Origin of the sequence: Chryseobacterium sp. 22532 (genome assembly GCF_052044665.1) — a bacterium.
GTDB classification, from domain to species: domain Bacteria; phylum Bacteroidota; class Bacteroidia; order Flavobacteriales; family Weeksellaceae; genus Chryseobacterium; species Chryseobacterium lathyri.
This window is the reverse complement of record NZ_JBQENJ010000002.1, coordinates 42,790-58,707: the sequence shown is the minus strand read 5'-3', so window position 1 is coordinate 58,707 and position 15,918 is coordinate 42,790. Positions and strand designations below refer to the sequence as shown.

Below are 15,918 nucleotides of genomic sequence, written 5' to 3'. Positions count from 1 at the left end.
TCTGATTATTTAATTGTTAAAGTTCCTGTTGTCTGTAATAGTTTTCTGTACGCTAAAGCGGCATCTGCTTTCGCATTGATCACGCCTACGTTAGCTGATATCTGAGCTGCGTCTGCATCCAGAAGCTCTGTCATGGTTGCAAGACCGTTGTCGTATTTGTTTTTGGTAATTCTGTAGTTCTCGTTAGCCTGTTCAGCAGCTTTTTCATATACTGCGATTCTCTTTTTAGAGTAATCCGTATTCTGATATTCTCTGTTAACGTCAAGCTTAATGTTATCATTCAGTAATTCATCGTTTGCTGCTAACTGCTTTTCTCTTGCCTGAGACTGTCTCAATGAAGAGTTTTCTTTCCAGATATTGGATAAATTGTAAGAAATTCCAACTCCTACGTTTACAGCATTGTATATGGTAAGGAATTTTGGAATGTCTGCGGCTACATATCCTCCGGTAAATGCTATGGAAGGAAGGTTTTCAGCTTTTGCGGATTTTGTTCCCAGTTCTGCCGCTTTTCTTTGCTGAGCCAAAGCCTGCAAATCTTTACGGTTTTCTTTAGCTTCATTTACATAGTAATCAACTGCTTTTACTTCAGAACCTTCATCGATATAATTCTGGTCTACTTCAATTTCTGTAGTTTCCGGAATACCCAGCAGCAGATCCATATTGATGTTGGCAATATTGTAGTTGTTTTTAGCTTCCAATAGCTGCAGCTCGATATTTGAGGTCTGAAGATTTGCTTTTAAACGGTCATTTCTAGCAATAACCCCATTATTTTCAAGTTTAAGAAAGGTCTCATCCCTTTTTTGAGAAGCTGTAAGATTTTCTTCTAAAACTTTGATGGATTGGTTGGCTTTAAATAAATTATTATAAGCCTGGGCAACATTATAAGCGATGGCTATTTTATCATTTTCGGTGCTTAGCTTTGATGCTTCCACCAAATATTTTGCAGACTGGATACCGTATTTGATTCTTCCGCCACTGTAAATCGGTACACTAAGGTTAACCGATCCATAAGCAACCTGATGCACTTCCGGGCCTCCTGCTCCTGCTTCCGAAGCACTGGAAAGCTTTAGATCAACAGTGGGCTTAGTGGGTAGGTACATATAGCTCCCCGAAACTTTCAGTTCCGGAAGCTGCCTGTTTTTGGCTTCCAAAAGATCTGCCGTAGCTTCTTCGATCTTGGCGGCATCGATCTTAAGATTTTTACTGTTCTGGATTCCCAGCTGCACGGCTTCATCGAGAGTGAGCTGTTTTTTCTCCTGAGCATTTATGGCTGCAACTCCCATAAACAGGGATAATGCCAACACCGAGTTATTTATTCTCTTCATAACCTAAAAGGTCTTTTAGTAAATATTTTATATGTTTATTAAGTTCTGTGTAGTACTTTTCATCAAAAACTTCCTCATCATTCGTATCGTTGAGGAATTCTTTGTACATCTCTTTAGCATTGGATGCATAAAATAAAGTCCCGCTTACGGTAGCATGAAGTAAATAAATCGGAGGGTTTTTAGTGAAAATTCCTTTTTCCAGTCCGCTTTCAAGGACCTGCGAATACATGGAGATAAAGCCCATCTTGGTCTGCTTCAGAAATTCCACGATCTGCGGGCTTTCCGTGTGAAGCTGCTCACGCTGCATGATTCTGTAAAAACATTTTTGATGTCTTACTCTTCCGGAAAACTGGTCTACGATCTTTTCTATCTTCTGCCATTCATTGATATCTGTTCTTTCGAGAATATCTTTAGCAAAGAACTGACCTTCATTCATTCTGTATTCCACTAATTTCTCATACAGCTTTTCCTTGGATCCGAAATAATAAGAAATCATAGAGATATTTACATTCGCCGCTTTGGAAATCTCCCTCGTGGAAGTCCCTTCGAAGCCTTTTTCAGCAAAAAGCTTCTCTGCAGCAAATAATATATTTTCTTCTTTTGAAACCATAGCAATTCTATTTTTCAGGGCGCAAATTTACATAACATTTCGAATAAATCAAACGATTGATTGATTTTTTAATCAATATTTAATATTTGCTAATATAAACAGCTGAATATTAATTGCTTTTAAACAAAAATATTTTAAAGAAACTTAGGCCGCTATAAAATTCCATACACTATAAAGTCCGGAAAGGATCGGGACTTTATCATGTTATTTAAAATTTCAGAATGAATCTGTCTTAATTATGAGTTTTTGTGAATGTAACGTGATAGTTTGATTCCAAGGTCTGTCCATACAATTTTAGGATTTCCATTTCGGGTGAGGTGCAGATCCGCAGTGCTGATCTCTTCCAGAATACTTTCAATATTGGCCCCGCTGATGAATTTTGAGAATCCTGCCCAGTTGAAGCCGTCTGCATCAATCTTTTTATACACCAGATTTTCGGACTGATAGTTTTGAAGCAGGGCAAGTCTGAAGATCTCGGAGCAGTAGTTCAGAAAGTTTTTCTGCTTTTCACGATTCCAGCCTGCAATTTCTCTGGCCCAGAGGATAATACTTTTCAGAAACTGAGGCTTCTTTTTTACCATGAATGCATCTCTTACCCATTGTATAAAAAGCTTTTCAAATTCATCGCTTTTATGTCCGGAATTTAAAATCTTCAGGGCTTCATTGAGATCTCCCTGTGCTTCATGAACAATTTCCCTAATCTTTTCTTCTGAAATTTGAAAATTCTTCTTAAAATAGTTTTCAAGATCTTCATCACTGATTCTTGGAACTTCCACAATCTGTGTCCTGGAAAGAATGGTGGGAAGAATATCATTGGCCGTTTCAGCAGTAAGAAGAATGAGCGTTTTTGCCGGTGGTTCTTCCAAAAATTTCAGAAACTTATTCGCGGCAGCTATATTCATTTTATCAGCTCTCCAAACGATCAGGATTTTGGTTCCGCCTTCAAAACTCTTTAAAGCGAACTTCTGATTCTGGTCATCAATTTCATCTGCAGAGATAAAAAGCTGTTTGTTTTCAGATTCCAGAAAAGCGGTCCAGTCGTCATAGCTTGCATAGGGAGAAGCCATGATCATTTCCCTGAAATCCTCAAATTTATTTTTACTTAAAGAATTTTTGTTATCGGTAAAAACGGGGAAACTAAAGTGCAGATCAAGATGATTCAAGTGTTCCACTTTCGAAGCAGCATGCTCATTTTCCTGGCTGAAGATCTCTTTGGCATACGCCAAAACCATAGGAAATGTACCATATCCTTCTTTTCCTAAAAAAAGTTGGGCATGGCTTACCCTGTTTTCAGCAATGCTTTCACGAAGAAGTTTTTTCAGATTTTCCTGTCCGGCGATGTTCTCCCAATTCATGGCTCAAAGATAAAGAATTTTTGGAACGGATGATTTGTGAGATGTGAATTTTGCTTCGCAAGTGAATGGCGGATTTTAGTAATATAATTTATAAATAAGACATAAAAATCATGAACAAAGCGGATTCACAATTGACAATTCATCATAATTATGGCTATTCATCCCCCTTAACAAACTTTAACCACATATAATTTTTACAATTCATTAATATTTAAGATATTTGCGCATTGTTTTAAAAATAAAGAATGAAAAAAATCTTTGCCGTATCATTCATATCAGTTGGATACTTCCTAAATGCACAGAGTATCAGTAACTCTCCGTATGCAGCTTATGGAATTGGAGATGTAAAATATGATAATACGATTGAAACTGCCTCTATGGGTGGTATATCTACTGCTTATATCAGTGATTTCACGAGCAGCTTCAATTTCGCAAACCCTGCGAATAACTCTAATTTCGAGCTTACAAGCATCAGGCTGGAAGCTACCAACGAAAACAATTACTTCAAAACCGATTATAACGATACGAAGTCTACCAAGCACTCTACGTATCTTTCTAATATTGCATTGGCATTTCCATTGTCTCCAAAGGTAAAGATGGGATTTTCTTATCAGCCGTACAGTTCTAAGAGCTATGACATTGTAAATACTATTAAAACCTACGAAACTGTAGATGGAGTTCAAGTATTAAACGGATATTATACTAACCGTTTTAAAGGTAGTGGAACCTTGAATACTGCGCAGGCTGCGATTTCATACAAAATCGACCAAAACTTTGCGGTAGGTTTGAGAGCTAATCTTTATTTTGGAAATCTTTATGATCTGAACGAGCTTAGATCTTATGATAAAGACGGAACTTCCAACGCTGAATACATTAACGGTTATGAAACCAAAAACAAGATCAAAAACTTTAACTTCACTCTTGGGGGTAGCTATCAAAGTCTGAATACCCGTACAGACAGAAAATTAACCATAGGGGCTACAGCTACATTTGGCAATACCAGCAATATGACTACTGATTACACCAACAGTACTTATGTATATGCTGATGCAGCACAAACGGTTAAAGCTTTGGAAACGATTATAGATCAGAAAAGCACAAGCTCTAAAAATCTTCTTCCATTACAGGCATCCTTAGGAGTTGGATATGGGAGTGAAAACCACTGGTTCTTTTCAGGACAACTGGATTATAAAAAAGGAGAAGACATTTCTTATTTTGGGAAAACTTTTGACTTCCAGGATACCTACAGAATTTCTGCCGGGGGATGGTATCTGCCGAATTATAACAACTTCAGAAACTATTTCTCAAGAGTAACCTACAGATACGGGGCGTTCTATGAAAGAGGAAATCTTAAAATAAACGGTACCAGCATCAATAAGTTTGGAGTATCTGCGGGAGTATTGCTTCCATTCAAAACCAGCAGTATTACAAGAATGAGCGGTCTTGAACTTGGCTTGGAAGTTGGAAAAAGAGGAACTCTTAATAACAACCTGATCAACCAGAATTTCATCAACTTAAAAGTCGGCTTCAACTTTGCTGACAGATGGTTCAGAAAGACTCTGTACAACTAAAATGAATTTTTCAATAAAAATATCATATAAAAATATAGCATGCCTTTTTAGTTGTGCTATATTTTTTATACTGACATCCTGTGAAGAAGATCTCACCAAAGCCAATGGAAACAAAAGCAAGAACTTCCCATCGCAGATCATCAATAATGCTAATATTATACAGAGGGATTCAGGTTTTATATCTTTAAAGGCCAAGGCTCCGATCATTGAAAAATACGAGCTGATCGACAGCCCATATGTTGTGGCTAAAAGAGGGATCAACATAGAGTTTTATGATAAAAAAAAGCCAAAGGTACCTGGTAAAATTACCGCTAAATATGCCCGTATTTTTGAATATAAAAGATTTTACGAAGCTAAAGGCGATGTAAGGATTACGACCAATGAAGGGCAGCGATTTGCGATGCAGAGTATTTATTGGGATCAGAAAAAGAAAAGGATCTATACAAAAGATACGGTATATGTCACTATGGAAGACGGCTCTACCCTGGTTGGTGCCAATGGGATGACAGCCAAAGATGATTTCTCCGAATATACTTTCTTCAACAATTCAGGGGATTTCAGTACAAAAAGACTTGAAGAAAAAAAAACACCGCAGTAATATGAAAGTTCAGGCTATTGGACTCATGTCCGGAACCAGTCTGGATGGTCTGGATATCTGTTTTGCCGCTTTTGAAAAAAAGAAGGATTGGAATTTTCAGATCATAAAGGCTGAAACCCTTCCCTACTCTCAAAACTGGGAAGAAAAACTCAGAAATTCGATTCATTTATCTTCGGAAGAATTACTGGAACTTCATTCAGAATATGGTTTTTATCTAGGACAGAGTGTCAGGGAGTTTATTGACCGTAATCATCTTGAAAATATTGATCTGATCGCCTCTCATGGCCACACTGTTTTTCACCAGCCTAAAAAGAAATTCACCCTCCAGATTGGAGATGGAAGAGCCATCAAAATAGAAACAGGGCTTCCTGTTATTTATGATTTCAGAAGCCAGGACGTGTTGATGGGAGGAAATGGAGCCCCTTTAGTTCCCATCGGGGACGAGCTTCTTTTCTCTGAATATGATGCCTGCCTGAATCTTGGCGGATTTTCCAATATTTCTCTAAAGCAGGAAGGCAAAAGAATAGCTTTTGATATTGCTCCTGTCAATATTGTCCTGAACAGGCTTGCTCAGAAATTCAATAAAAACTTTGACGAAAATGGTGATTTTGCAAGAAAAGGCAAGCTCCACGATGATCTTTTAGCCAAGCTTAATTCCTTAGATTTTTACAAGCTGTATCATCCTAAATCTTTAGGAGTTGAATGGTGCAATGAGACTATCTTCCCACTTTTGGAAGGCATTAAAACTGAAGATGCCATAGCTACTTTCACTGAGCATGTGGCCCAGCAGATCTCAAATGTTATTAACTTAAACCGTTTACAAAACGTCCTATGCACCGGTGGAGGCAGCTATAATATCTGTCTTATCGAAAAGATCAGGGAAAAAACAGAATTTACGGTTATCATTCCGGAAAGGCAGATCATTGATCACAAAGAAGCGCTGATCTTTGCCTTTATGGGTGTTTTAAGGATGAACAATGAAATCAATGTCCTTTCTTCTGCAACCGGCAGTACCAGAGATCACAGCTCAGGTGTATGGGCATAAAAAAACCTCCATTGCTGAAGGTCTTCATATTATTTGTAAGCTTCGATTTTATCTGTCAGCGTATTGATAAAGTTTTGAAGCGGTTTTTCTACCATCATTTTTATAAAAGGATTAAATTTCCCTTCAAAAAGCATCTGAACTTCAGTTTGACTTTCATTGATAGAGTTTAAAGCCGCTGTTAAGGTAAAATCCAGACTTGAGCTTGCAGACTTTAAAACGGCTTTCTGCTCATTCACTTCATCTATTTTCAGAGCAATTTCAGGCATTCCCTGAAGACCGAATTTGAATCCATTATCTCTGGTTTCAAATTTCTGAAGACCGTCCGGCATAAAATCTTTATAGTTTTCAGGCGATTTCAATATTTCAGACAAGTCTTTAGATGATTTATTGACAATAATCTTTCGTCCTTCTAAATTCATTTTTTATTTTTGTATTTAAATTCTTAATTCTTACAAATATATGTATAAAGTTTTTGTGAACGAAAAAAAATTATTAGTGTCTAAGCATCCCGAGCCTCTTGAAAAAGAACTTAGGTACGAAAGTTTCACAACTTTAGAGATTGCATTGGATCTTTTGGAAAATACTTCTGTGAAAGAACTTAATGTTTTCGGTGAGAATATTGAAGAAATCTGGAGCGAATTCCAGAAGCTTTTCAGAATCATAGAAGCGGCAGGTGGCCTGGTCAGCAACCCTGATGGAAAGCTACTTTTTATTAAGAGGTTAGGTAAATGGGATCTACCCAAGGGTAAAATGGAAAAAGGTGAATCCCGAGAAGAGTCGGCGGTAAGAGAGATTGAAGAAGAAACCGGACTAAAAGATGTGGAGCTGGTAAAATTCATCAATACAACTTACCACATCTATATTGAAAGAAACGGTGAAAAAATCCTTAAATGCACGCATTGGTTTGAAATGAACTTCAAGGGTGAAGACACCTCAAAACCTCAGATAGAAGAAGGAATTACAGAAGTTGCCTGGAAAAACACCACTCAGATCGAAAATGAAGTTTTCCCAAGCACTTTCCAAAATATTAAGCTGATCGTAAAAGAATTCTGGAATTCAAAGCTTAAATAAATTCGATAGACTTTTCAAGAGCAATTCCCCTTGAACCTTTTAACAGAATATTTTCAGCGTGGATTTTATTCTGTTTAAGGTATTCTATCAATTCTGCCGTATTTTCGAAAGACAGCGATGAAGAATTGACTGCTTTAAAATGCTTTCCTACCGTAATGATTTGGTCAAAAGCTAATTCCTGGGCAAGCTTTAAGATATTTCGATGTTCTTTTTCACTCTCCTCACCCAATTCAAGCATATCACCAATAATGATGGTCTTACTGCCTTCAAAAGTTACAAAATTATGCAGTGAGGCAGTCATAGAGCTTGGATTGGCATTGTAGGTATCCAGAACTAATGTTGTATTTTCTTTTTTTACAACCTGCGAACGCATATTGGTCGGAGTATAGTTTTCAACAGCATGTTTTATTCTTTCAAAGCTGATCTCAAAATAAAGACCAAGACTGGCTGCTGCACATAAATTGGTAAAATTATATTCTCCAGTCAGTTTAGAAACAGCTTTCATACCCTGATAGTCTAGCCCTACAAAGTGTTCTTCGGAAAACAACCCGAACTGATAATCAGAAGTACCTTTCCCAAAGGTAATTTTGGGTGTATAGTTTTCTGTTTTTTCTGCCTGTATCGGATCATTTTCATTGACAACAATAGTCTGATTATGATTTTTCAAATAATCATACAGCTCAGATTTCCCTTTGATCACGCCATCAAATCCACCGAAGCCTTCCAGATGGGCTTTTCCAAAGTTGGTAATATATCCAAAATCCGGCTGTGCAATGGTACATAAAAGCTCAATCTCTTTCTGGTGATTGGCTCCCATTTCTACCACTGCCATCTCATGCTCAGGCTTAATGGAAAGAATCGTTAACGGAACTCCAATGTGGTTATTTAAATTTCCGGAAGTATACTGTACATTGAACTTCTCAGAAAGCACTGCATGGATAATCTCCTTGGTCGTTGTTTTTCCATTACTTCCCGTAAGTCCGATAACAGGGATTTTAAGCTGATTTCTATGGTGAACTGCAAGCTGCTGCAGAAACTCCAGCGTAGAAGGAACATAGAAAATATTTCTATCCTTATTTTCAAATTCCTGTTTCTCCACAATCACTGCCAGAGCTCCGTCATCAGCAGCTTTTTCTGCCAGGGTTGCAGCATTGAAATTTTCACCGGAAAAGGCAAAGAAAATATCATTCTTGCTGACTTTTCTACTGTCAATCGTCACTTTATCTGACTGTAAAAATAAAGGATAAAACTGTTCTATATTCATAGTTCAAAAATAAAAAAACCTTCCGGAAATCCGGAAGGTTTTTTATAAGTATTTTTTGATAATATTATCTTCTAGTTCTGCCTTTATCGTTAGCTCTGGCATCCTGTGCAACACGGAAGCCAATCCATCCATAAGCCTTACCTTCGTTTTTATATCTTCTTTGTCCCGGATCCAGCCAATATGCTGTATCCTGCCAAGAACCACCTTTTACCACTCTTACGTCATTAGACACTGCAGAGGTTCTGTCTCTGGTATCTTTCTGAAGTTTCACTCTTCCTCCTGCATCTACAACAAACCTTCTCTGAGGAGCATTGTACATATCAAATGAAGAAGCCGAATCTGAAGCTCTGTAATATTCTAAAGAAGACTGTCTGTCACCATCTCTGTAGTTTCTGTGATCAGCAACGGTTTCTCTTTCAAACTGTCCCGGAAGACCTCTGTATACTAATCTACCATCTGATAAGGTATCATACTTGATTGTACCTTCGTCGATCATTTTGTAAGTTCCGTCACCGTTTCTTACAATAGCCTGAGGCATATTTCCTCTATAGTAGTTGAAATCGTTGAAGTCTTCATCAATAATTGGTCTGTACACGTCAGCCGTCCATTCAGAAACGTTTCCATACATACCGTAGATTCCAAGATCATTAGAAGGATATTGTCTTACGTCTGCTGTTTGTGCAGCTCCGTCATTTTTCCATCCTGCAATACCGGAATAGTCACCTTTTCCCATTTTGAAGTTTTCAAGGAACATTCCTTTATCTCTTCCTTTGGTACCTCTTAATCTTTCGATTTCAGGCTTTTTACCAAGGTATTGATTGTATTCTCTGTTTTTAGCCATACCAAGCGCAGCATATTCCCATTCCACTTCTGTAGGAAGTCTGAATTTCTGAACCATTGAAGCATTTGGGGCTCTGTTTGCAGAAAGAAGTCTCTGGTTGGTTGTTTTCATACCAGATTTTTGCTGCATTCTTTTCTCGTTGATGTATCCCTGCATTTCCGGATCATTCGCTTTGAATTTATCCATATTGAATGCAGTTCCACCCTGGTTATTGGATTCGTTGATATACAAATCTTTAGCAATAACTCCGGCTTGCATTAAAGCTTTTTCATTCGCTCTGTCTGTAAGCCATTCACAGTATCTGTTCGCCTGAGTCCAGGAAACGCCTACTACCGGGTAGTAATCGAATTCCGGGGAACGAAGATACGTTTCATTATAATCGTTTCTAGCTAGTTTGTTGTCCCATAAGAGAGTATCTGGCAAAGCGCCGTTATAGATCTCCTTGAAGCTAGGGTCACTTGGTGGAAATACATACTTCAACCATGTAAGGTATTCGCGGTATTCGTAGTTAGTAATTTCTGTTTCTCCGATGAAGAATGAACTTACCTGCATTCTGCGCGGTGTGTTATTCCAATCATGCATAACATCATCTTTCACTAATCCCATTGTAAAAGTTCCACCTTCTACATATACCATTCCTGGCCACCCCTTCTGTTTTTGTTGCTTTCCTGCAAAAAACCAACCTTGTTTTTCGTTTGGTTTCCAACCCGTCTTGCTGACAAATTTTTTAGTACCGCCTCCTTTGCTGGTCCCGGATCCGCCACAGCTGGTTAATGCAAGTGTAGAACTTAATGCTATTAATGAAAACAACTTTAGTTTTTTCATAGTCGATATAAATATTTTCAAAGTACAAAGAAAAAATAAATTATTCAATAAATCAAGTAAACATTTGATTTTTTTGAAAAACGTTAACAAATTAATTTTATTGTATCACAATTTAATTCTAAAATTTTCATTTTATTTGTAATTCAGAAATTTCAATAATAAACATGAAACAAAAAATCACCTTTTTATTACTAATCTCTTTTGTGTCAACACTTTGGGCCCAGAGAAAAGCCATAGAATGGGAAGGCTCTAAAATCCAAGATTTTGGTGACACAAAATTAAATCTTCCAAATTTCAAAAATGAAGGTTTTTCGTTCAGCCAAAATAATGTTTTTATCATCACCAAACAAAAAATAGGAGAAAAGCAGCTGAAAGTTTCGGATCTGGCCTGGGAAAGTGTTTCCACTAAGGATTTATATGATCTTGACAAAGGCAGACTGCCGGATTATGACATTGCAGATGTTGCCTACTATACGCTGGAAGGAGAAAGATATGCGAGCATCAGTGTGTCCTTATTTAAGAATGTAAAGGGACGTATCCAGAGACTTTCTTCATTTAATATTTCTGAAACAGCAGCTCCCAACAATTTCACATCCGGAAATGCAAACAAAGTGGGAAGCACTGCAAATCCTCTTTCGAGTGGTGGCTTTTATAAGATTAAAGTAGACAAATCGGGAATATTTAAGATTACAACACAGTTTTTAAAAGATAACGGCATTAATCCGGCTTCTGTAAATCCGAAAAATTTCAGAATTTATGGAAACGGTGGTGTAATGCTTCCTGAATATAACCTGGACACCAAATACAGCGCACTTCAGGAAAATGCTATTCAGGTAGTGGGTGAAGAAGATGGTGTATGGAATGACGGGGATTATGCTTTGTTCTATGCTCAGGGGCCAAACGGATATAATCTTTATGACGCATCCAACGGAAATGGTTTTAAGAGAGTGGACAATAGAATGGACAGAAGCAATAATGTCAAAAATATATATGAAGATTTTTCTTACTATTTTATCAATTTTGACAAGGGTGCAGGTAAAAGAGTTCAGCCTGTCGACGTTAATCTTCCGGCCGGTAATTTAATAACAAGGTATGACAATTACCAGGTGATTAACAATGACCAGAAGAATCTTTTAAAAGTAGGACGAATCTGGGTAGAAGAAGCACCATTTACCACAGATAAAGCAGTAACTTTTACAACCAATTCACCAATACAGGCTGGTGATGTCATAAGATACAGGACACAGGTGATAGGCTATAGGTCTCAGCAGAATACTGTTGAATTTAAAATCAACAACCAAAATCCTATCCCTCAGACGGTTCCTGCCAATACCAATAATTATGTATTTGATTTTTATCAGCTAAGATATGACGGAACGATATCCAACCTGAGCGGAAATCAGATTACTCTTAATTACGCTCCCAATATTTCTGTAAACCCTAACGGAGTTTTCCATTTTGATTATGCGGAAGTACAGTATAAAGAAAATCTTGCCTTCAACGGATCTCAGATGAATTTCAGGGATTTCTCACTTACCAGCGGAACCAATATTAATTACGGCTTTGGCATTTCCAATGCAGCAAACCTTGAACAGGTATGGGATGTAACTGATATTACGAATGCCAACAGAAGAGTAAATAAAGCGGGTGCCGGCAGTTTTAATTTCGGCTATTTTACTTCTGACCCAAATTTCAATAATGAATTTGTGGCTTTCCGTGCTGATGCAGCCTATAACCCTCAGTTTGTAGAAAGAGTTGCCAATCAAAATCTTTCCGGGCTGCAGAATGTGGATTACCTGATCATCACGGTTCCTGAAATGATGGGCCAGGCACAGAGACTGGCCAGCTACCACCAGACTAAAAACAATTATACGGTAGAGATCGTAGATGCGGCTAAGATTTATAATGAATTCGGAAGCGGAAGCAGAGACCTTACTGCAATAAGAGATTTTGTAACAAAACTTAATAACAGCGCAAGACTTAAATATGTATTTATTTTGGGAGACGCTTCTTATGACTACAAAAACAGGATCTCCGGCAATTCCAATATCGTTTCCGGCTATCATGGTGAAAATTCAGCAGATTTTGTTGGTTCTTTTATAACCGATGACTATATCGTAATGACACAGCCGCAGACGGCTTCTTCTATTGAAAATAACCTGCCTGATATCCCTGTAGGAAGAATTCCTGCAGCCAATGTGACTGAAGCAGGAAATATGATCAGTAAAACCCTTGCCTATTACAATGCTCTTCCCGGCCAGTCTTCTCCTTTCGGAGAATGGCGTATGAAGCTTGATTTTGTAGTAGATGATGATAAAGATGGCGGAAGTCCTTTCCATGAGGTAATGAATAATACGCTATCCAGTGTTTTTGAAGCTCCCGGCCAGCAGGATCTGAAAGAATATAATGTGAGAAAATTATATCTGGATGCTTTCCCGGCCCAAAGTACAGCGGCCGGACAAAGGTTTCCTCAGGTGACTCAGGCCATTTCAAATGATATCGGGAACAGTCTTTATTTGTTCTATTTCGGACATGGAGGAATCAACGGATGGGCACAGGAAAGAGTGCTGACGAGTACTGAAATTCAAAATTCCAATAACTTCTCCAATGTATACAGCAGATTTCCGTTTGTATCTACCATTACCTGTGAATTTACATTATGGGATGAACCGGCCACTTCTTCTGCAGGGGAGCAGTTCATTAAGCTTAAGCAAGGAGGTGCTGCTGCCATGATTACATCAAGCCGTGCCATTGGGGTAGATTACGGACGTAACTTCACAGATCTTTATACGAAGAATATTTTCAAACTGACCAGCGACGATTTTGAAACTTTAGGATATGCTCATTTAAATGCTAAAAAACAAAAAGGAGCCAATATCGACCATCTGAAAGTAAATTTACTTGGGGATCCTGCAATGAAACTGAGCAGACCTCAAAGACAACTTGTTATCGACAATATTGAATCTCCGGTTCCGGGATTGATCAGAGGTCTGGATTTCATTAAAGTAAAAGGCCATATCAACAATCCTAACGGAACGGTTAATACAACCTTCAACGGAAGGGTTTCTATCAATATTTTTGATAAAAGATTAAACAAAAAAACCTTGAATAATGACGGAGCATTAGCGCCTGTCATGGATTACACAGAAGAAGGAAGTGCTATTGTTAAAGCTTCAGGCACCGCAGTAAATGGAGTATTCACTGTAGAATTCTATGTACCAAAGGATATCAACTATGCTGTGGGACAAGGAAGAATACTGGGCTACGCAGACAATAAAGTAACGGACGTATTCAATAACCAGGCAGTACAGGTGGGAGATATAAACCCTAACGGAATCAATGATAACGAACCTCCAAAAGTAAAATTGTACATGAATAATACAAATTTTGCTGACGGCGGAATCACGAACCAGAATCCAATGCTTTTGGCTTGTGTTACGGATGACACGGGAATCAACTCTACAGGATCCGGTGTGGGCCATGATATTACCGTTTATCTTGACGGGCAGATCATCAACACGGTTGTTCTGAATGATTTCTTTGCATCAGGCGAAGGAAACGGATGTCTGAACCCGAGTCTTGCTGATTATCAGAAAGGAAATGTAACCTACCCTTTCAGGAATTTAGCAATAGGACAACACCAGTTAACATTTAAAGTTTGGGACATAAACAATAATTCTACAACGTCTACGTTAAACTTTGAAGTTAAGGATGAAACCGATCAGCATTTGATCATTAACAGACCGCTGAACTGGCCGAATCCGTTTACCAATAAAACGTACATCCAGTTTGAACATAACTGCGATGATATTTTAGATGTAAATGTTCAAATCTATACAATAACAGGAAAATTAGTGAGAACATTATCTCAGCCTGTGGTTGCAGAACCGTTCCTACAGGGCTTTAGAACGCCTCGTCAGGCAATAGAATGGGATGGAAGAGACGATTTTGGGTCAACTGTTGCAAAAGGTACGTATATTTTTAAGATATTTGCAAAAAGTCAAAATCAAGAAAAATGCAAAGGAAGTGCTACAGCTGTAGAAAAAATGGTACTTTTGAAATAAATTAAATAATACATAGACAATAATTGTTATAAAAAACTGATAATATATAAAAGACAACATATGAATTTAACTACTAAACTGCTTTTGGGATTTGGTTTAAGTGCTGGTTTTTTAGGCTATTCGCAAGATTTAAGTAAAATAAATCCAGTATTAACCGGAGCTCCTTTTCTAAGAATTGCACCAGATGCAAGAGCTGGAGGTATGGGAGACCAAGGGGTGGTAACTTCACCGGATGCATTTTCACAATTCTGGAATGCGGCAAAATATCCTTTTAGCAGAACAAGTTCTTCCATAGGTCTTAACTATACGCCTTATATGGGGAAACTTACCAATGATGTATTTTTACTATATGGTGCATTCCATAAATTTTTAGGCCAGGAAGAAAGATCCACTATTTCTGCAAGTATCTATTATTTCAACATGGGTGAGGTAGACCTTACTCAGCTGGTAGGTTCAGAAGTCACTTCTATGGGGACGTCAAAGCCTAATGAATTTTCCATTGACGTTGCTTACGGTCTGAAACTTTCTGATTCTTACTCAATGGCCGTTACCGGAAGATTCATCCGTTCGGATTTAGCCGGAGGTTTCAACACAGATACTACCCTTAAAGCTGCTAACTCTTTTGCAGTTGACGTTTCAGGATACTATACCTCTCCAAGATTTTCAAGTTTCGGAGGATATGATGGTAAAGTCAATGCAGGTTTTGCTATTCAGAACCTAGGTCCGAAATTAGACTATACAGGAAATGAAGAATCAAGATCTTATTTGCCTACGATGGCAAGATTAGGACTTGGATATGATATGTATTTGGATGATATGAACAAGATCGGCATTAGTGTAGAAGGCTCTAAGATTTTGGTTCCGGGATCAGAATATGTAGGAATAGATCCTAACACAAGACAGCCAAGATATGAAGTCCCTAACGTAGGAGTAATGGCAGGGATCGGAAAGTCGTTCAAAAATAAAAACTCTATCATGATGAGTGGTGCTCTAGAATATTCTTATGACAATGCATTTGCCGTAAGAACAGGTTACTTCCACGAAAGTGAAGAGCAGGGAGCAAGACAGTTCGCTACAGCAGGTATCGGATTGAAATACCGTTCTTTCGGGCTTGATATTTCTTATCTGATCAATATGTCAAAAATCAATACTGCTTTAGATAATACCCTTCGTTTCGGTCTTACCTGGAACATCGGTGATGAAACATCTAATGTAGATTATTAAGATATTTAATACCCAAATACAAAAAGCCTCATTTTTATGGGGCTTTTTGTATGCACCGAATCGACAACCGGTCAATGGTGAATTTTGCTTCGCAAGTGAATAGTGAATTGAGGGATAAAGAAAAT

General features: G+C 38.0%; 12 protein-coding genes. 6 read left to right on the top strand and 6 right to left on the bottom strand.

The features are described from left to right. Positions 1 to 5: 5 nt before the first annotated feature. The 3 genes from ACTJIV_RS04550 to ACTJIV_RS04540 form a co-directional block, all read right to left on the bottom strand. A complete protein-coding gene (locus ACTJIV_RS04550; RefSeq protein WP_440625865.1) occupies positions 6 to 1,325 on the bottom strand; it encodes a TolC family protein in 1,320 nt (439 codons plus the stop codon). Continuing rightward, on the bottom strand, positions 1,309 to 1,935 hold the full coding sequence (locus tag ACTJIV_RS04545) for a TetR/AcrR family transcriptional regulator (RefSeq protein WP_111960635.1): 627 nt from the start codon (positions 1,933 to 1,935) through the stop codon (positions 1,309 to 1,311). Before ACTJIV_RS04545 ends, ACTJIV_RS04550 begins: the two co-directional genes overlap by 17 nt. A 236-nt stretch (positions 1,936 to 2,171) precedes the next feature. Continuing rightward, positions 2,172 to 3,290, bottom strand: a complete 1,119-nt coding sequence (locus ACTJIV_RS04540; protein ID WP_111960637.1) for a DNA polymerase III subunit — start codon at positions 3,288 to 3,290, stop codon at positions 2,172 to 2,174. A 245-nt stretch (positions 3,291 to 3,535) separates the two neighbouring features. Here ACTJIV_RS04540 and ACTJIV_RS04535 point away from each other — a divergent pair, with 245 nt between their 5' ends. From ACTJIV_RS04535 to ACTJIV_RS04525, 3 genes are read left to right on the top strand one after another with little or no spacing between them, the layout of a single operon-like run. Continuing rightward, entirely contained in the window at positions 3,536 to 4,861 is a 1,326-nt protein-coding gene (locus ACTJIV_RS04535) for a hypothetical protein (RefSeq protein WP_440625862.1), read from the top strand. 1 nt (position 4,862) lies between these two features. Beyond that, a complete protein-coding gene (gene lptC, locus ACTJIV_RS04530) occupies positions 4,863 to 5,459 on the top strand; it encodes an LPS export ABC transporter periplasmic protein LptC (protein WP_111960641.1) in 597 nt (198 codons plus the stop codon). Position 5,460: 1 nt separating this feature from the next. Continuing rightward, a complete protein-coding gene (locus tag ACTJIV_RS04525) occupies positions 5,461 to 6,504 on the top strand; it encodes an anhydro-N-acetylmuramic acid kinase (protein ID WP_336378698.1) in 1,044 nt (347 codons plus the stop codon). Between the two features lie 29 nt (positions 6,505 to 6,533). Here the strand turns inward: ACTJIV_RS04525 and ACTJIV_RS04520 are convergent, their stop codons facing one another. After that, complete coding sequence (locus tag ACTJIV_RS04520; protein ID WP_111960645.1) at positions 6,534 to 6,923, bottom strand: SRPBCC family protein; 390 nt, start codon at positions 6,921 to 6,923, stop codon at positions 6,534 to 6,536. A 40-nt stretch (positions 6,924 to 6,963) separates the two neighbouring features. On the opposite strand from ACTJIV_RS04520, the gene ACTJIV_RS04515 reads away from it, so the two are divergent. Then, positions 6,964 to 7,575 carry an NUDIX hydrolase gene (locus ACTJIV_RS04515; protein ID WP_111960647.1) on the top strand — a complete coding sequence of 204 codons (612 nt, stop codon included), beginning with the start codon at positions 6,964 to 6,966 and terminating at the stop codon, positions 7,573 to 7,575. On the opposite strand, the gene ACTJIV_RS04510 is transcribed toward ACTJIV_RS04515, so the two are convergent. Beyond that, a complete protein-coding gene (locus ACTJIV_RS04510; RefSeq protein WP_111960649.1) occupies positions 7,568 to 8,839 on the bottom strand; it encodes a UDP-N-acetylmuramoyl-tripeptide--D-alanyl-D-alanine ligase in 1,272 nt (423 codons plus the stop codon). The genes ACTJIV_RS04515 and ACTJIV_RS04510 overlap by 8 nt on opposite strands. A 64-nt stretch (positions 8,840 to 8,903) precedes the next feature. Further along, entirely contained in the window at positions 8,904 to 10,505 is a 1,602-nt protein-coding gene (gene gldJ / locus ACTJIV_RS04505) for a gliding motility lipoprotein GldJ (protein WP_111960651.1), read from the bottom strand. A gap of 164 nt (positions 10,506 to 10,669) precedes the next feature. On the opposite strand from gldJ, the gene porU reads away from it, so the two are divergent. Next, positions 10,670 to 14,569, top strand: a complete 3,900-nt coding sequence (porU, locus tag ACTJIV_RS04500; protein ID WP_440625858.1) for a type IX secretion system sortase PorU — start codon at positions 10,670 to 10,672, stop codon at positions 14,567 to 14,569. Positions 14,570 to 14,629: 60 nt separating this feature from the next. Continuing rightward, positions 14,630 to 15,793, top strand: a complete 1,164-nt coding sequence (porV, locus tag ACTJIV_RS04495) for a type IX secretion system outer membrane channel protein PorV (protein ID WP_111960656.1) — start codon at positions 14,630 to 14,632, stop codon at positions 15,791 to 15,793. Positions 15,794 to 15,918 lie beyond the last annotated feature (125 nt).